The organism is Nannocystis exedens, from assembly GCF_002343915.1.
Classification (GTDB): domain Bacteria; phylum Myxococcota_A; class Polyangia; order Nannocystales; family Nannocystaceae; genus Nannocystis; species Nannocystis exedens.
Genome location: NZ_NETK01000001.1, coordinates 1,560,468 through 1,577,648 on the forward strand (window position 1 = coordinate 1,560,468; position 17,181 = coordinate 1,577,648).

At 69.8% G+C, this 17,181-nt stretch carries 14 protein-coding genes; all 14 read left to right on the forward strand.

The window, feature by feature from the left end; all coding sequences use genetic code 11:
• Positions 1 to 157 precede the first annotated feature (157 nt).
• Positions 158 to 823: a hypothetical protein gene (locus NAEX_RS06050; RefSeq protein WP_143825524.1), complete on the forward strand. Its 666-nt coding sequence runs from the start codon at positions 158 to 160 to the stop codon at positions 821 to 823.
• Positions 824 to 836: 13 nt separating this feature from the next.
• Complete coding sequence (locus tag NAEX_RS06055) at positions 837 to 1,283, forward strand: hypothetical protein (protein WP_143141474.1); 447 nt, start codon at positions 837 to 839, stop codon at positions 1,281 to 1,283.
• Between the two features lie 20 nt (positions 1,284 to 1,303).
• On the forward strand, positions 1,304 to 1,657 hold the full coding sequence (locus NAEX_RS06060; protein ID WP_143141475.1) for a hypothetical protein: 354 nt from the start codon (positions 1,304 to 1,306) through the stop codon (positions 1,655 to 1,657).
• Between the two features lie 78 nt (positions 1,658 to 1,735).
• Positions 1,736 to 2,392, forward strand: coding sequence for a hypothetical protein (locus NAEX_RS06065; protein WP_096326564.1), 657 nt, complete (start codon positions 1,736 to 1,738; stop codon positions 2,390 to 2,392).
• 9 nt (positions 2,393 to 2,401) lie between these two features.
• On the forward strand, positions 2,402 to 3,127 hold the full coding sequence (locus NAEX_RS06070; protein WP_096326565.1) for a hypothetical protein: 726 nt from the start codon (positions 2,402 to 2,404) through the stop codon (positions 3,125 to 3,127).
• Between the two features lie 38 nt (positions 3,128 to 3,165).
• Entirely contained in the window at positions 3,166 to 3,915 is a 750-nt protein-coding gene (locus NAEX_RS06075; RefSeq protein ID WP_096326566.1) for a hypothetical protein, read from the forward strand.
• Positions 3,912 to 4,751 carry a hypothetical protein gene (locus NAEX_RS06080; protein ID WP_096326567.1) on the forward strand — a complete coding sequence of 280 codons (840 nt, stop codon included), beginning with the start codon at positions 3,912 to 3,914 and terminating at the stop codon, positions 4,749 to 4,751. Before NAEX_RS06075 ends, NAEX_RS06080 begins: the two co-directional genes overlap by 4 nt.
• A complete protein-coding gene (locus tag NAEX_RS06085; RefSeq protein WP_096326568.1) occupies positions 4,748 to 5,761 on the forward strand; it encodes a hypothetical protein in 1,014 nt (337 codons plus the stop codon). Before NAEX_RS06080 ends, NAEX_RS06085 begins: the two co-directional genes overlap by 4 nt.
• A 52-nt stretch (positions 5,762 to 5,813) precedes the next feature.
• Positions 5,814 to 6,167 carry a hypothetical protein gene (locus NAEX_RS06090; RefSeq protein ID WP_096326569.1) on the forward strand — a complete coding sequence of 118 codons (354 nt, stop codon included), beginning with the start codon at positions 5,814 to 5,816 and terminating at the stop codon, positions 6,165 to 6,167.
• A gap of 2 nt (positions 6,168 to 6,169) precedes the next feature.
• Positions 6,170 to 8,068, forward strand: a complete 1,899-nt coding sequence (locus NAEX_RS06100) for a hypothetical protein (RefSeq protein ID WP_143141476.1) — start codon at positions 6,170 to 6,172, stop codon at positions 8,066 to 8,068.
• Between the two features lie 38 nt (positions 8,069 to 8,106).
• Positions 8,107 to 8,997, forward strand: coding sequence for a hypothetical protein (locus tag NAEX_RS06105; protein WP_100793546.1), 891 nt, complete (start codon positions 8,107 to 8,109; stop codon positions 8,995 to 8,997).
• Position 8,998: 1 nt separating this feature from the next.
• A complete protein-coding gene (locus NAEX_RS06110) occupies positions 8,999 to 9,403 on the forward strand; it encodes a hypothetical protein (RefSeq protein ID WP_096326573.1) in 405 nt (134 codons plus the stop codon).
• Positions 9,400 to 16,989, forward strand: coding sequence for an SNF2-related protein (locus tag NAEX_RS06115; protein WP_096326574.1), 7,590 nt, complete (start codon positions 9,400 to 9,402; stop codon positions 16,987 to 16,989). Before NAEX_RS06110 ends, NAEX_RS06115 begins: the two co-directional genes overlap by 4 nt.
• Complete coding sequence (locus NAEX_RS06120; RefSeq protein WP_096326575.1) at positions 16,986 to 17,180, forward strand: hypothetical protein; 195 nt, start codon at positions 16,986 to 16,988, stop codon at positions 17,178 to 17,180. The genes NAEX_RS06115 and NAEX_RS06120 overlap by 4 nt, the downstream gene beginning before the upstream one ends.
• Position 17,181 lies beyond the last annotated feature (1 nt).

Sequence of the window (17,181 nt, forward strand, 5' to 3'; positions counted from 1 at the left end):
CGCTGCGGGCCCTGCCGGAGACCCATCCAGGCCCTTTTCGGGGACCGACGTCCGAACCTATCGGGGACCGATGCTCGAACCTATCGGGGACTTTTGGCCCAGCGAGCAGCCTGCTCGATGCAGCGCCGCGCACTCTCGCACTGTCACAATCTGTTCAGTGGTCGAAAATAATTTCGACTCATCCACTTGCACATCGCTGAATGATCGGCTTGTCTGCACCCGTCACGGAGGCATGGGATTGATACGGCGGATGGTTGTCACTACAGCGCGCGGTGATTTCATCACCGATCTGGACATCGAGGAGCGCCAGATCGTCGGAGCCCTATGCGCCTGGCTCGGCCTACTGCCCGACGCCGGCATCTACATCGACGGCGAGCTCGTTCCGGACGAGGTGCGAGTGGCGATTCGATTCGCTCTGGCCTCCGAGACAGCTCCATCGCCGGCGGTCCAGGTCGCCCCGGTCCCCCCGCCCGAGCCCGAGAAGCTGAGGGACTACACGGAGACCCTGCAACGGGCTTTTGACGACCTGCGCCAGGGCCACGTCCAGACGCTCCGCGACATGCAGGACTGCGCCCGGCGGTTCAGCGAGATGTGGCTCGAGCGCGAGCGGCAGTTCGCCGACGAGGCAGCGCGGCAGCGGGAGTTGACGGGCAAGAGCCTCGCCGACGTCGACCTGCTCGGCCGGAGCGTCAAGGCCGTGCAGCTCGAGGACGTGATCGCCCTGTCGACCGCCCGATCGGGAGCGCGGGCGGGTTCCGGCGATCGCATCACCGTCATGGACTTCATCGGCGGGCTCTTCAAGACATTCACCGGCGAGAACTAGGAAGGAACGGAAGATGGCCCAGAGAACAACCTTGTCCGCAGGACAGCTCCTCGCCCAGGCCGAGGGCTCGATCGGCACGACGGTGCGCGCCGCCGTCGCCGACTATTACAAGGGCCGCGACCTCGGCACCGCGCAGACGATCCGCCGCGCCGACACCGACACGGAGGCGGCTCGATACGTCACCGCGATGCGTCAAGGCCGGATCCACGAGGTCGTCATGGTCGCGGCGAGCGCCGCCCTCGGCGCGATCACGGGTGCCCTGTCGCAGAAGGCCGTCGACAACGCGATGGTGGGCGGCGTGCCGCCCGTGACCGCCCTCGGCGCCGTGCCGACGGTCGCCGGCATGGCGCTGCCGATCAGCCTCTCGGGCCGCTCGATGCTCGCGGCCGGCGGCCTCTCGTACATCACCGGCGCCATCATCTACTCGATGCTCGCGCCGAAGGCGGAGGCCAGGCCGTGACGAGGCCCATCTTCGCGCCGGTGCGGCGCATCCTGAGGGGGCACTCCGGCCGCGCGCTCGTTCACGCCGTCGACGATGCCGGCCTCGAGTACAAGATCGAGGTTCCCCTCGAGGCGGTCCAGGGCGTCGACCTCGAGCAGGACCACGTCCTTGTCCTGACGTGGTCTCTGCAGGCCAGCCCCAGCGCCGCCACGCCGCCGGCGAACCCGGCGCCGACGCCTCGCCGCGCCACGCCCAGTGACGTCGATCGGGCGTTCATGGAGCTGATGGCCGGCACGCGCGCCTCGACGGCTGTCACAGCAGAAGTCGACCCGACCTCGCAGGCCTCCGGCCCACAGGGCCTCGCCGAGTTGCTCGGCATCAAGCGCGCCTGATCTGAACTTCTCGACATTCAACGTGCCCTCGCCCATCGGCCGGGGGCCAGGATCGCTCACGCAAAATCAGGAGACACAATGGATTCGAACACGGAAGAGAATCTGAACTACCTCGCCGACCAGATCATGAAGCGACTCGACGGCAGGGGCATCTCGGGCATCCCGGGGATGCTGCCCGCCGCTGGCGGCGAACTGCCCGCGTGCGGGCTCGGCACGCCGAAGGTCGGCTGCGAGAACCTGCTCTACGCGCCGATCACGGTGGCCCGCTTCTACCGCGGCGGCCGCACCAACATCGACCAGGTCGTCGAGGGCCAGATTCCGGTCGCCCCGGGCTCGTCGGTCGTGCTCACCCAGCCCGCGCACCCGCCCTGGGCCACCGGCTGCTACGTGCTGCGCTACAGGCTCGCCAACAACGCCAACAACCACGACGACATCAGGATCGAGTGGTTCGTCGACGCCGAGCCGCTCGACGCGCTCCAGTACGGCAGCGAAATCTACAACAACGACAATACCGTGATCGGCGAGGGCAAGCTGCCGATCCCGCTGGCAATGGGCGAGCACTGCTGCATCGGCGGCAACAACCGTCTGCGCGTTCGCATCACCCACCTCGGTAACGCCAACCAGATCGAGAACATCCGCCTGCACGTCGAGCACGCGAGCGCGGTCAAGTGCTGCTCCGGGTGCGCCGCGGGGCGTTCGTGCCAGCGCGGGTGCAGCGGCGGGGGCGGCAAGTAGGAGCCGGCGATGAACAAGATCAAGCTGATCATCCGCGGCGGCTTCGACGGGCAGACGCCCGTCACGCAGGCGCCGACCTTCCGGCTCGTCGAGGGCTGGAACGAGGCCGAGCTGACGGCCCCCGCGGGCATTCTCCCCGCCGGACTCTGGGGGCAGGTCCCCGCCGGCGACCCCTACGTCCTGCACGCGTCCGTCCTGACCGTGGCGCCGATCGCCCCGCAGACTTTCATCGAGGTCCAGACCGGTGAGCCGACCCATGTCCGGGCGAGGTACACCCCCAGCGCGGACAACATGCGCCTCACGCTCGTCCGCCCGAGCGACAAGATCCGTGTATTCACGCCGCCGCAGGGGCTCGTCAAGCTCGAGCTGCTCGTCGAGAGCATCGGCGGCGTCAACGAGCTCGGCTCGCGCCTGTACGAGTGGTCCGACGGCCTGAGCCGCTCGCGCGACACGGGCGTCCGCACGTTGCGGATCGAAGCCGACCTCACCCTGCCGGGATGGCTCGGCACGATGCACGTGATCTACGACAGCGCCAACCCCGGCAACGTCACCCTCCCGCCGCGCGTGATCGTGCCGCTCGACGCCGTCCTCACGGTCACGCGGAGGGGCCCCGGCATCCCCACGCTGCACGCCGCGGCGGGTGATTCGTTCGCGGGCGGCGTCATCGCGCAGATGATCCAACGCAGCGGGATCATCATGAACAACGGCGAGCAGTGGACCTGGGTCGCCGACTGATTCGAGGCACCACGACTCATTCGTCAAGGAGCATCCCCATGGCCATCATCGATCGACATCGCGTCGCCCGCCTCATCGAGCTGTCGGCGGCCGAGCGCACCCTCAAGGGGCCCGAACGCCAGCTGCGTGAGGAGGACGTCAAGTTGCTGATCAAGGCGGCCTACGACGACGCCACCGACGCGGCGCGCGCCGAGTTCATGGCGCGCGTGCAGAAGATGCCGACGAGCGCCTGGCCATGGTCGGCCGTGCAAGCGATGGCGCCGCGCGGCGGCGGGGGGGGCGGGAGCCTCGGGGTCGTCGTCGCGGTGCAGCGGCCGCTCATGGCGCCCGCGCTGCTCGTGCTGATCCGCGGCCAGGCGGACTCGGCCGACATCGATTCCGGCAATCGACTTCCTGACCCGGGCGCGCCGGGGGCCGAGGAGTGGGTGCCGCTGCACATGGCCCTCGACGCCTGGGATACGCAGACGCTCAAGAAGGCGATCGGGCCGCTGGGCTGGACCAGCATGCTGGGCACCACTTCGGGACAGGTCCCGAAGGACACAGGCGGCGGCGAGGCGCCTGCGCCGAACGTCGCGCCGAGTGCGCCGAGCGGCGGGGCGCCGTCCGACAACGTGCCCACGCCCCAGACGCCGGCGGTGCCCGCCACGATCACCTGGCGCCGCCCGGCCGTGATCGCCGCGGGGGCGGCGGTCGCCGTCGCGGCTGGGGTGGCCGTCTACTCGATCGGCCAGAGCCGAAGCCGCCGCGAGCTCGAGGACATGCTCTCGCGACTGGAGGCGGAGCGATGAGCCGGGTCTGGATCACCTTGGGCACGGCGCTCGGGGTCGTGGGCGTCGGCGGCGCGCTCCTCTACAGCCGGCGGGCGAGCGCGGCGAGCCTCCCGCCTTCCGCGCCCGAGCAGGACGCTCCGCCGCCAGCCGTCGAGCTGCCGCCGCTGCCGCGCGCCCGCGACGTCAAGGGCGACCTCTCGACCAACTGGGGCGAGACGCCCGTCGACCTCCGGCCGCTCTTCATGTTGATGGAGGAGGTTGCGAAGATCCCGGGCTCGTCCCGCGTGTTCGCGGTGATCGCCTACCGCGAGTCTCGCTTCGTCACCACCGCCCACAACGGCAACGCGACGGGCGAGCAGGACGAGCGCGACAGCTCGCGCCGCGCCTACGACAACAACAAGGAGCGCAATCCGCCGCTGCGCTACGGGGAAGCAGCCGCGAACTTCGGCAGCGGCGGCCTCTTCGGACTGCTCGCCCCGTACTTCCTGTGGACGGGCGTGCCCGAGGTCGGCAAGCAGGCGCCGCTGCTCAACGCTTCGCCCGAGCTGCTCTTCCAGCCGCGCGCCGCGGCCTTCGGCGCCGCGGTGTACATGCAGCGAATCCTCAAGAACTACCGGATCGACGACATCGCCGACATCAAAGTCGGCTGGGCCAACCCGTCACTGCTCGGCAGCGGGCGCGGCGGAACGAAGTACCACGACGTCCGCGTTCGCTTCCTCACCGACGCGGTCGCGCTCAACGTCGACCTCACCGACGCGACGACGATCCCGCCGAAGCTCGACGCCTCGGCCTGGCCCGGCGTGCTCGCCGTGTTCGCCGGCCTGGTCGGCGCGCTGCCCAAGGAGCTCGCATGACCTTCGACCTCAACTGCTATGGCGAGGGCATCAAGAGCCTCGCCGACCTCGTCGGCGACTTCGACCTGCGCTCGCCGATGGACGTGCATGCCTGGTATCGCATCGAGTGGCAGGCGATCGCCGAGCTGCTCGGCTTCTCGCAGGAGCTCGAGGCGACGCTCGCCCCGCTCCGCGTCATCAGCGATCGTGTGAGCGCCACCAACCAGGCCGGCCTCGACGCGTTCGCGCGGTGGCTCCGCCGGCAGCGACCTGGCCTGAGCGACAGCCATGCGCGCACCCAAGAGGCTGTACTCGCGCAACTGCTCACCGCCGGCGAGGCGCGCAGCGAGCTGTGGCGCGTGTCCGCCGACCCGACGACCCTCGCCGCCGGCGCCTGCTACGACGACGGCGGTCAGCTCCGCCGCGCGTTCTACCCCGACACCGCGCCAGGCTACTTCGGCGACGGCTGGAGCGGCCCGCCGCCGCGGGCCGAGAGCACGTGCGGCTGGACCACGCCGCTCGTGCTGCACCTCGGCACCTTCCCGTGGGTGTACAGTTCGCGGCTCGACGGTCCCCCCATCGGCGCGCGCTGGACCTCGGCCAACGCCTCGCCAGCGCTCACCGGCATGCGAGCCATGGCGCGGCAACTCGATCCCGCCGGCAACCTCCGCCAGGACGCCCGCCAGGTCGCCGCGATCTACGAGCACTTCACCGCCCACACCGCGCCGCTCGTGGCTCGCCTGCCGGTCTATCAGTCGGGCCGCGCAGTGCCTGGGCAGCTCTATCGCCGCGCGGGCTTCCTGTATGTCCATCAGGGCAGCCTGCACCTCGAGGGCCTGAGCGGCCCCCGCGGACGAATCACCGCCCCGGCCTACAACTACGTGCTGCGGCGCTTCGCCTGCTTCTTCGCGTTGCGCCGAGCGGCACTTCGCGCCCTGATCGCGCTGCCCTCCGACGTGCAGCGCATCGCCGAGAGCTCGACCGACCCGTGCCTGCGCCGGCACGTCGAGGAGGTGGCCCGTGCCGGCTGAACGCTGTCCCGAAGGCTCGACGGGCGGAACCGCGCTGGACTACCCTGGGTTCATGCGCATCAGCACCATCATCCTCTCCGCGTTCCTGTTCACCCTCATCACCAGCGCCGGCTGCAAGGACGAAGCGCCCCCAAACACCCCCGGCGAGTTCGGCGACCCGTGCATCGAAGGTTCGAGCGTTGGCACCCCGGACGGCTGCGCCGAGGGCCTCACGTGCTGGAAGGGGTACTGCGAAGAAGTTTGCGCCAACAATGATGACTGCCAGCCTGTCGACGGATGGACGCACGAATGCGTCGCTGGGCAGTGTCAGATCCTTTGTGGGCCGGACAGCTCTTGCCCCGAAACCCTCGCCACGCCCATGGAGTGCTGGATCAATGGGATGTGGTGTGCTGCCAGAGATGATTAGCGATGCTCGTCAACCCGAACAGCCGACTATTCGATCGCGTCCCAGAGCTATTCGTCAGCCCGTTCCCTGGCGCGGATGCCTACGCGGATGATGCGTTCAAGGCACTCTTAAGCCGCGCGAGCGGAGACGGCCTGCGCTCCGTCGAGCAGGCTCTCATCACCCAGGCTGGAGCGGAGGCCTGGAATCAAGCCACGCAGATGGTGTGGAAGCAGAAGGCGACCCTTGCCGGCGATCTGCTCGCGGACGTGTGGTCGAAGGTGTCCTGGATCGACAAGCGAACGGACGCTATCGCCGGTATCCTCGCCGAGATCCCCTTCCCACTCACGACAGACCCCGAACAGCTCGTCGGGGCGATCGCAAACATGGCCGTGGACCTCGCGCTGGACGCGATTACCGCCGTCCCTGTCGTGGGATGGATCGCGGGGATCGTTGTCGGCATCGGCAAGGCTATTGCCCCCATATTCAAGGACCTGATCGACCCCCAGGTCCCGCCGGAGCGTCGTGCCGTCCTTCCATGGCGGCGTTACAACGAGGCGCTCGATCAGGACTGGGTACGCTCTTTCATCAGGCTGGAAGCCTCGGGATCTGACTGGACGGGAACCTTCTCCCCCCCGACAGAGCCGAAGCCGTGGTCCCTCGCCGACGGCGTGGACGAAGACGGCAACATCATCGGCCAGGTCCTCGCGCCGTTCTCGGGCAAGTCCGTCGCGTGGAACGGCGCCTACGGCTGCCTCCCGGGCACTTTCCGCGTCGCCGGCATCCTCCAGTACCGCGGCCGCCCGCAGCCTCCCGACTCGGCGCTGCGCTACTACAACGACGGCACCCTGATCCACCTCTACGGCGACTTCACGCAGACGGGCGACTTCTACCCCTCGCTACAGCAGCTCGCGGGCACCACCTGGCAGCAGATCGCCGCCGGCGGCCCCGACACCTACAAGGTCGACTGCGCCGCGCTCGAGAAACTGTGGCGCGACTGGTTCACCGCGCTCTACACCTCGGTGCTCGACCAGGGCCACGGCGACTGGCTGCTCGGCTACCTCGCGCGCGAGGTCCACGGCGAGTGGCGCCTCGGCGCCTCGGCCTCCGGCGCCCTGCGTGCCGAGGCGACCGACGGCACCACCGTCCCGCTGGTCACCCGCGCCACCTTCAAGGACGGCACCCTGGCGACACCGAAGTCGCGGACGCTCTGCATGTACAGCGACCGCGTGGCCAAGGGCAAGCCGACTACGCAGAGCGGCTACCTCCCGAACAAATGGTCGCGCGATCCGAGGACGAACGAGTACATCGCGCCGCCGTTGTACGCCCAGACCCGCGGCGACGGCTTCGTTTGCTTCCCCTGGCCCCCGGCCGAGTTGCTGCTCTCCCAGTTCAAGCGGGCCGACGATGCCATCGTGCTCCCTGCCGTCCGGGCCGTCGCGCAGCTCCAGCGGCGCCGGCTCTCGCGCAGCCTCGACTGCGCGTATGTCCGCCCCGAGGCCGTGGGCGACAAGCCGGCCTATGCCGCCTTCCGCGACGAGTCGCTGCGCGCGCACTGCATCGAGATGCGCAAGCGCCTGCTCAAGCACCCGTCGCGGATGCTCGTCGAGTACGAGACCGCTCGCGAGGTCGACCCCGAGTACGCGAACGCCCTCAAAGAGGCCGGTGTGCCGACCAACGCGATCCAGCGCGGGGCCGTCAAGCTCAACATCCGCGGCTCGGCCGGCGCTGAGCCCCTCGATCCGCAGGCACCGGCGCCAGAGCGGCCCCTGCGGCTGCAAGGCGGCCTGCCATTCGACCCGGCACCCGAGCGACACCGCGGCGGCCCCAGGTGGCTCGGCCCCGCAGTACTCGGCGGCGCCGCGCTCGCCACCACGATCGCCGTGGCGGTCGGCGTGGCGAAGAGTCGGGCCAATACACGATAGGAAGGTGAGATGTGAAGTGGGGAGTTCAACACGTCAAGGTGACCCTCGAGAGCGACTCCGGCGAGACCGTCGTGATCGAGCAGGACGCGAACGGCCGCGTCAAGTGTGAGCCGGCCCGGACGGACAAGCGGGAGCGCGCCGCGAACACGCGCCCTCAGCGGGCGACCGCGGCCGACGCCGGGACGCCGGCGAAGCCGAAGACCGAGCCCAGACGGGTCAAGACCGAAGCCAAGCGCAGCGAGGACGCTGCGTCCAAAGCCAACGCCGATACCAGGCCGCGGGCGAAGGCGGACGCCAAGCCGAGGGCCGAGGCCGCCGCCGCACCGAAGGCCAAGCCCGACGCGAAGCAGGCCCGCGCCAACCAGACTCCTCCGCCGCGAAAGGACCGCCGCTTGCCGCTCGAGTGGGAGCCGACCACGGATCACGGGTACGAGGGCTTCACCGCTGCCTCGGGCGTGGGCGTGTTCAAGGTCCTATACGCCAAGGACTCGCAATGGGCCCTGTTCTACGAGGTTAAGGGCTTCAGCGCCAAACACCTCGGCTGCTTCGGGAAGCTGCGGCCGGCTCAGACGGAAGCCCAGAAGCGCCACAACGAAGGCTGGCCGCAGTCCGGCGGCGAGTCCATCACGGCGGACCAGATCGCGCACGCCTGCCCGGTGCCGAGCGGAAGGAGCCAGGAGGAGGACGAAGAAATGACGACGCCAGCAGAAGCCGCGCCGGAGCAGGAGAAGCCCGCGCGCCAGAAGCCCACGCGCCGCAAGCCGACGCCGAAGGCCGAGGAGAAGCCCGAGCCCGCGGAACCCGCTCCGAAGGAGGAGCCGACCGCGGAGGAGCCCGCGCCAAAGACCGACGCGGAGCGCGACGAGGAGCTGATGAATAGCTTCGCCAGCAAGCTCGACGGTGTGCTCGACGAGGACGATGATGACTGACATGTCTTATCAGCCAGGTTCGATCTACAAGATCGGCGGCCGGCGCTACGTCGACAGCCAGGCCGTCCTCAACCTCTCCAGAACGCACGAGGTCGTCGCGCACCAAGATGGCTGGCGCGTCATCGTCGACGACGGGGCGGTCCAGTGCGCCCGCGTCGAGGACCGCCCCGAGCTCCCGCGCCAGCGCGGCGCCCTCTACGAGCTGTCGGCCCAGGGAGGAGCCAGCCTCAAGGCGCAGCGCGCCGCGTGGCTGTCGCAGGGCCTCCTCGAGCCCGCCGGCACCTTCGACACCTGGCCCGGGGAGCCGCCGGCGAAGGCGGGTTGCGGTTGCGGCAAGACCTGCGGCTGCGCCCCGTGTCGCCTGAAGCACGGCCACCACCACGACCACGAGGAGCAGTCGTCATGACGCCGGCCGAGGTTCTCAACAAGCTCTTGCCTCGCTGGCGCGCTGATCTGCCGCCGAGCTACTCGCCCGAGTACATCGACGGATTCATTCGCCGCAACCGCCCTGCGCTCGAGGCGGTGGTCGACCGCGCGATGATGCTGCGCCGGATCAAGCGCGGCCACCCGCCGAAGACGGTCGACGAGTGGGCGGCCTACACGCGGCTCGTCGCACGTGAGCGGGCGCGGGACCAGGAGCCCGACGCCGCGGTGGTCAAGCGCGTCATGAAGCGCATGGACAAGATGCTCGCGCGTGACAACAGCGCCGCCGGGCAGGAGGCCGCGGGCGCGCTGGGCCTCGACTACGCCGAGCTGCGTGCCGATGCGATCCTCCTCCGCCAGGCCGGCTGGGACGCTGTCCCGCTGCTCCTGCGCCGGCCCTCGCTGGCGATCCTCTCCGCGGGCTCCGTCGCCGTCGCGCTCGACGCCCAGGGCGGCCTGCACTTCTACCCGGGCCACGAGGACAGCGGCGCGAGGATCCGCGCCGACGTCGCGGACGCGCAGGCACGGGTGAAGCAGCTCCGCGATGGCATCGCTGATGCTGCCCGCTTCGAGCGGTACGCCAAGGCCCTCTGGGCCCGCGCCCGGGCCGCCGGCACCTCGACGGCGCCGCCACCCGAGATCGAGACGCCGGCCGACCTGCGCGACAAATCGTGGCGCACCGAGGCGAACCTCCGGGCCATGCGCCTCGTGCTGTCCAAAGAGCCAGGCGAGCTCACGACCGAGGATCTCCAGGCTCTCGCGCAATACTCGGGCTGGGGCGGCCTGTCGATCGAGGGCGTCAAGAAGATGCTCCCGCCCGAGCTCGTCCCCGAGTCCTTCGGGCTGATCCACGAGTACTACACTCCGTCTGCGATCACCGAGGCGATCGCCGAGACCCTGTGCCCGCTGCTGCCCGAGCTCGCCGGCAACGACGGCATCGTCCGGGCCCTCGAGCCCAGCGCGGGCGTCGGGCGGCTGATCCGCGCCTTCAGCCCGCGGCGCTGCCTCGCGCTCGAGGCCGGCGGACAGATCAAGAAGATCGCCTGGACCGCCGTCGAGTTCTCCAAGGTCAGCTCGACGCTGCTCCGCGCGCTGCGGCCGGACGTCGACCTCTATCCCATGCCCTTCGAGCGGTGGGTCCGCGACGAGGGCCCGCGCTACCAGGGCACCTTTGGCCTCATCGTCTCGAACCCGCCCTACGGCGAGCGCGGCGCGATGGCCCGCGAGGACACCGACGATTTTTATAAGGAGAAGCGCGCCTTCGCCTACTTCATGCGCCGCGCGCTCGACCTCCTGGTCCCCGGCGGCGTCGGCGTGTTCCTGATCCCCGCCGGCTTCCTCAGCGGCAACCTCAACCGCGGACTGCGCGAGAAGCTGCTGCGGCGCCATCACCTGCTCGGCGCCTTCCGCCTGCCCAGCCACGATCGCAAGGACCGCGAGACGGTGCCCGGCGCCTCGGTGGTGATGGACGTCGTGTTTTGGCGCAGCCGCGGGGGCGAGCTCACCGAGGTCGACGAGGCCGACGACTTCATCCTCGACGGCGACTACTTCAAGCATCACCCCGATCACATTCTCGGCACGGAGGACGGCGCCTTCGCGGGTGACGACGAGGCCGGCATGGCGCGGAGCTGGCGCTACAAGGTCTCGGGCGACTTCAAGGGCCTGCCGCCGCTCACGCCGCGACCGATCTGCACCGCCTGCGTGCTGACGTCGATCGTGCCGCGCGAGGACGTCGGCACCTTCCAAACCGTCGCGCGCGAGGATGACGGGATCCCGGACGACATCGACGAGGAGCTGCGGCCCGCGCTCGAGCTCGGTCGCCGCGTCGGCCGCTACCTCGCGGCCGTGGGCGCCGACGAGGCCGACAAAGCCGCCCAGCTCTGGCCCGAGCTGCACACGACGCTCCGCGACTTCGCGGCCAGCTTCGGCAACCCCTGGCGTTCGAAGCCGCTGCGCGAGCTCGCCGAGGGCCGCCGCAAGCTCGCCGCGGCGCAGCAGATCCTCAACGCCTTCGAGAAGACCGGCGGCATCGTCGGCGCGCTGCGCGAGGCGCCGGTGGTCGCGCCGAAGTTTTCGGGTCAGCCGGACGACGTCGTCGCCCAGGCCGAGGCCCTCTTTCGCCAGCAGCGCGCGCTGACCGTCGCGCAGCTCATGGGCTTCCACCAGCGCCAGGGTGGCACGCTCACGACCGAGGCCGCGCTCGAGGCCCTGTTCACCGCCGAGTGGAACCTCGACGGCGACGCGTGGGATCAACTGTTCCCGAGCGACGCCTACCTGACAGGCAATGACCTTTGGGAGCGCCACGACCGCGCGGTCGCGCGGGCCCAGCGAGGCGACGAGCAGGCCAAGGTGCAAGTTCGCCGATTGCTCGACGCCATCAAGCCGGCCGTCTTCGATGACCTCACCGACATCAGCCCGCAGCACGGATATGTCCCGCTCGACCTCGTTGCCAGCTGGATCTCCGCGACCCTCAACAGCCGATACGGCGCCGTCGAGCTCGAGCGCAAGGACGGCTTCGTGCAGATCCGCGGGCATGACTACACCGACGCCGAATCCCCGCCGATTTCCCCCGAGACCCTCGCCTTCCTCGGCTACTACAACCATGATCCCGAGCTCTTCCGGCCGCCGCAAGAGAAACGGGACAGGGACGCCGGGCCGAGCAGCCGTGAAGAGCGGGCCGCCAAGAAGCAGAGCCTCGCCGAGCGGCGGATGGCCCTGGCGAAGAAGTGGGACGAGTCGTTCAAGGCGTGGGTCGCCGCCGACGACGGCCGGCGCGAGCAGCTCGTCCACGCCTACAACCGCGTCGCTCGCGGGCGCGTCGTCCCGACGTTCTCGCCGGAGCCCCTCGACATCGTCCGCTGGGGCTCGAACGCGCCGAAGCTCAAGCCCCACCAGATCGCCGGGGCGCGCCGTGTGCTCGCGCAGCGCGGCGGCCTCGTCGCCTTCGACGTCGGCGTCGGGAAGACCTACACCGCCCTGGCGATCATCGCTCGCGCGCGCCAGGAGGGCTGGGTCCGAAGGCCGGTGATCCTCGTGCCCGCCTCGCTCGTGTGGAAGTGGCACGACGACATCCTCTGCACGCTGCCCGACTATCGGGTTGTCGTGATCGGCTCGAAGCGCAAGCGGATCAGCCGCGGCCCGCGCAAGGGCCTGCTCACCTCCGACACCGACACCCCGCAGGAGCGCGCGCAGAAGTGGATCGCGCTCCAGACCGGCCAGGCCGACGTCGCCGTCCTCAGCTACGACGCCCTCGCGCGGACCAAGATGAGCGAGGACGCGGTGATGACCTACATCGAGCAGGTCGAGGCCGTCTCGCGGTCGATCGCCCTGCGCAAGCGCGCCCTCGAGGAGAAGACCAAGAACGCCAAGCAGCGCGACAAGCTGTCCGAGCGCGAGCGGGCGCTCCTTGAGCACGGCGTGCGCGCATGGGTCGAGGAGATCCTCGCGCTGCCCTCGGACTGGGAGTACGACCCCGGCGTCGCGTGGGACGAGCTCGGCATCGACATGCTCGTCGTCGACGAGGCCGCCGCCTTCAAGAACCTCTACAAGCCGCAGGCCCGCGAGGACGGCGTGCCGAAGTTCATGGGCGGCGGCGGTGAGGGCTCCGACCGCGCGTGGCAGCTCGACTTCCGCGCTGCGGCGGTCCGCCGTCAAACAGGGGGCGCCGGCATCGTCCTGCTCACTGCGACCCCGGCGAAGAACAGTCCGCTCGAGTTCTACAACCTCATCCAGTTCATCGACCCGACCGCCTTCACGAAGGCCGGGATCCACGACCCCGAGCAGTTCATCGACCGCTTCTTAAAAATCGAGTACCGCGAGGTCCTCGACGCCGCCTTCGAGGTCACGAAGAAGAGCGCCGTCACCGGATTCAAAAATCTCGACGACCTGCGCACCATCATCTTCACCTACGGCGAGTTCCGCACCGCGGCCGAGGTCGGGCTCAAGTTGCCGCGGCCGCTGGTCGAGACGATCACGATCCAGATGGACGAGGTCCAGGAGGCGAAGTACGCCCGCTACGTCGCGCAGATCGAGCAGATCCTCGAGAACCCGAACCCCGAGTCTGGCGAGAGCTATGCGATCCTGGGCCTGCTGGCGCGGCTCTCGCTCATCGCCCTGCACGCGGCGCTCGAGGATGGCTACAACTACAAGACGGCGCTCGAGGGCGGCACGGTCCAGAAGCGCGTCTATCAGGACGGCGAGCCCGTCGAGGTCACCGTTCGCCTCGGCCGACCGGTCTACGAGAGCCCGAAGCTGACCGAGTGCGCGAAGCGGGTCGCCGCGAGCCCGCACTGCGGCCACATCATCTTCTGCGAGCCGACCGCGGTCCACCAGTGGATGCGGGAGGTCCTGGTGAAACATGGAGTCCCACGCGAGCGGATCGCCATCCTCAACGCCGAGGAAACGGGGCCCGCCGACCGCGTGCGGATCGCCCGCGAGTTCAACGGTCTGTCCTCCGAGCCGCCGGTGCCCGGCACCTGCGCTCGCCCGAGCGACAGCGCGATCGCGCCGAAGTACGACGTGGTCATCGCCAACTCGGTCGCCTATGAGGGCGTCGACCTCCAGGTCCGGACCTGCACGATCCACCACCTCGACCTGCCGTGGACGCCCGCCGATCTCGAGCAGCGCAACGGTCGCGCGGTCCGCCAGGGCAACACCCTCGGCACCGTCCAGATCTTCTACTACTTCGCCGATGGCTCGACCGACGGCTACCGCTTCTCGCTGATCGACGGCAAGGCCGGCTGGCTCGGCGAGCTGATCAAGTCGCAGATCCGCGACACCAACAACCCCGCTGCGCAGCAGGAGCTCACGCCCGAGGACATCCTGCTGATGATCTCGCGCAACAAGGAGAAGACGCGCGCGCTCCTGGAAGAGAAGCGGAAGCGCCAGGCCGAGGAGGCGCGCGCCCGGATCGCCAAGGAGGCCGCGCGCCTGCTCCGCCAGGCGGCCGGCCGCTTCCGCGACGCCCGCACCACCCACGACGCCGAGCGGGCCGCACGACTGCGCGACGAGGGTGAGCAGCGCCTCGCCGACCTCGAGCAGGTCAGCCCCGACGCGTGGCCGTGGGCGCCGTGGATGTACGCGGTCCGCGACTTCGACATGCTCATCCCCGAGAACGGCGGCGCGCCGATCTACGAGGGCCTGCGGCTCTCCCGGCCCCGCGCCGGCGCACCCGATCAGCTCGATTTCTACGAGTTCGGCCAGATCGTCAGCACCGACGAGGGCGAGCGGATCGGCCTGCGCCTCGCGGGCTCGCCGGGTTGGCAGCTCATCGCCTACACCGGCACGCTCAACGGCACCCCGATCGCCCCCGGCGAGCTCCCGCGCGACGGTGGCCCTCTGTGGCCCGACGACGACGACGCGCGCACCGGGGCGGCGATCGAGAAAAAAATCGAGGAGGTTTTCCGCTACGGCCGCTTCGAGAACCTGCGCTGGCGCGGCGCCAGCGACGCCTGGCTGGAGAAGTGGTGGCCTCGCTTCGAGGCCGCGATCGCCGAGGGCCTCGCCAAGTCGTACCACGAGGAGAAGGTGCCGGTGGTCGACGCCGAAGGCCAGGCGATCGCCAGCGGCGCGGAGCTCCGCGACGCAACGATCCTCCCGCCGACGCGCGCCGGCTGGCAGCGCTTCCTCGATCTCGCCCCGTCGAGCGGCGAGAGTTTTACCAGCCTGAAGGACATCGGCCTCGCTTGGTGGGGTCGCAAGGTCCCGCAGGACCTGCTGTCGAAGGAGCGCAACATCCTGCGGCAGCTCATCGTGCCGCGCCTCCTGGACGACCCGGCGTACCGCAACGCGCGCGAGAACTCCGACGAGCAGAACGCGCGCATCGAGCACGACCAGGCGCTCGCCCGCGTGATGCTCGCGCTGTTCGAGGAGGACCCCGAGAAGCACGGCGAGCTCTACCGCCGCTACTCCGACGACGAGTCGTTCCGCCGCTCGCTACACGAGCAGTCCTTCGCCGCCACCTACAACTCCAGCGAGAAGCCGCGGAAGGACACTGCCGAGGCGGCGGACGCCCCTGGGCGCATCTCGAGCGAGCAGCTTGAACCTGCGACGGATGTAGCTGGTGACGCCGGGGCGCCACGCACCAGCTCCTCGCCTGTTAGCGACCCCGCTCACCTCCACGATGAGGCTCGCGGCGCCATCAAGGCGCTGGGCCTCCCGCGCAAGCAGCACTTCGACTATCTGCGCCAGGTCGACGAGGCGATCGCCAGCGGCAAGAGCTACCTGCCGATCGTCGAGCGGGCGCGCAAGGCCGCCGAGAAGCGCAAGGGGGCCGGAAGAGGCAGCAAGGCGCAGGGCCGTCACGCGGCACCGGCATCCTCGCGGCCTCGGCAGCAGCTCATCGACATCGCGCTCGACACCTTCAACGCCGACCCGCGCTGGCGCCTCGCCCAGCTCCGCGCCCGGCCGAACGGCTGGGTCCTCGTCGTCTACGCCGAGGGCCACGACCCCGACGACGCGGTGGCCGCGATCGACATCATCATGGAAAACGTCGACGACGTCCGCTGGCTCGACGCCAGCGTCTCGCAGGCCGACCAGGACGTGATCCTGGAGCGCCTCGATCGCGCGCTGTGGGCCGCCTTCGAGGCCCGGCAGGAAGAGGAAGGCGCCGGCGAGGGCGAAAGGGACGCGGAGGACAAGGTCGAGATCCCGTCGCCGATCCAGGGCCTCATCGAGGTCATGGAGCGGCGGAGCCGCTCCCTCGGCGCCGACCTGGCGTCCAGCAAGAACCTCGCCCGCACCGACGGCTATCAAGAGATCGCCCGCGCTCTCCACGAGCTCGCAGACGCCCCGGGGATCAGCGGCGAGGAGCTCCAGAACTGGCTCGAGTCGGAGCAGTTGATGGACGCCGGCGAGGTCGTCGCCCGGTCGAGAATCGAGGCGGTGCCCGTCCAGCGGCTGATGCGTGACCTTTGGGACAGCATCCTCGACGCGCTGGACGTCGCCGAGATCGAGGAAGTCGACGGTGTGCTGCGCGTCCCCGAGGAAGCAATCCACGACATCGGCGGCCACGACACGATCCTCGAGCGGGCCCAGGACGGCGACGGCTATTCGCTGCGACGGGTCCGAGTGCAGCACGAGGCCCCGGACGAGGACGGGACCGTAGCGATCGAGGACCCGACCGATCGACTCGCCGCTGGTGCGCTCATCCACCTGAATGGCCGCAGCGAGCGCATGCTGGCGGATCTGTACCGCAAGGTCCGGGACTTCCAGCACAACCTCGTCCAGGCGCCGAAGACCCTCAAGGACGTCCGCGTCCTCCTGTACTGGACCGCGGTGATGCTCGACGCCCCCCTGTGCCAGGGCGAGGTCAAGGCTCGCGCGACGGCAGCGTTCTCGCAGGCGAAGGCGTACTACGACACCGGGCGGCGCCAGCTCATGGAGGGTCGAAGCGTCGACGCGGTGCGGCGCATGCACGAGGCGCTGCGGCGGATCAGTATCGCGGCAGCCGAGATCGCCAAGAGCTGCGGCGAGGGTCAGATCGAGATCGCCGTGACGCCGCCGCACCTGCCGGTGCGGCCCGAGGACAAGGCTGCGATCGAGGGCGGCGAAGTGGAGGTGAGACCATGACCGAGCAACAGTTCATGCAGCGGACGCAGGAGCGCCTCGAGCAACTCCGCGACGAGCAACGGCTGCTCCACGAGCGGCTGGCGACGGATCTCCGGCAGCTTCAGGCCCTGCGGATGAACCTCAACATTCTCGCGGGTACCCTCGCGCTCGGCCTCGGCCTGAGCGTCGGTTACCAGCTCGGGAGGCGGTGAC

Excerpts from the sequence above, each read along its gene's own strand:
- NAEX_RS06120 (WP_096326575.1), top strand. The coding sequence starts at position 16,986 with ATGACCGAGCAACAGTTCATGCAGCGGACGCAGGAGCGCCTCGAGCAA.
- NAEX_RS06070 (WP_096326565.1), top strand. The coding sequence starts at position 2,402 with ATGAACAAGATCAAGCTGATCATCCGCGGCGGCTTCGACGGGCAGACG.
- NAEX_RS06080 (WP_096326567.1), top strand. The coding sequence starts at position 3,912 with ATGAGCCGGGTCTGGATCACCTTGGGCACGGCGCTCGGGGTCGTGGGC.
- NAEX_RS06085 (WP_096326568.1), top strand. The coding sequence starts at position 4,748 with ATGACCTTCGACCTCAACTGCTATGGCGAGGGCATCAAGAGCCTCGCC.
- NAEX_RS06090 (WP_096326569.1), top strand. The coding sequence starts at position 5,814 with ATGCGCATCAGCACCATCATCCTCTCCGCGTTCCTGTTCACCCTCATC.
- NAEX_RS06100 (WP_143141476.1), top strand. The coding sequence starts at position 6,170 with ATGCTCGTCAACCCGAACAGCCGACTATTCGATCGCGTCCCAGAGCTA.
- NAEX_RS06110 (WP_096326573.1), top strand. The coding sequence starts at position 8,999 with ATGTCTTATCAGCCAGGTTCGATCTACAAGATCGGCGGCCGGCGCTAC.
- NAEX_RS06055 (WP_143141474.1), top strand. The coding sequence starts at position 837 with ATGGCCCAGAGAACAACCTTGTCCGCAGGACAGCTCCTCGCCCAGGCC.
- NAEX_RS06075 (WP_096326566.1), top strand. The coding sequence starts at position 3,166 with ATGGCCATCATCGATCGACATCGCGTCGCCCGCCTCATCGAGCTGTCG.
- NAEX_RS06065 (WP_096326564.1), top strand. The coding sequence starts at position 1,736 with ATGGATTCGAACACGGAAGAGAATCTGAACTACCTCGCCGACCAGATC.
- NAEX_RS06115 (WP_096326574.1), top strand. The coding sequence starts at position 9,400 with ATGACGCCGGCCGAGGTTCTCAACAAGCTCTTGCCTCGCTGGCGCGCT.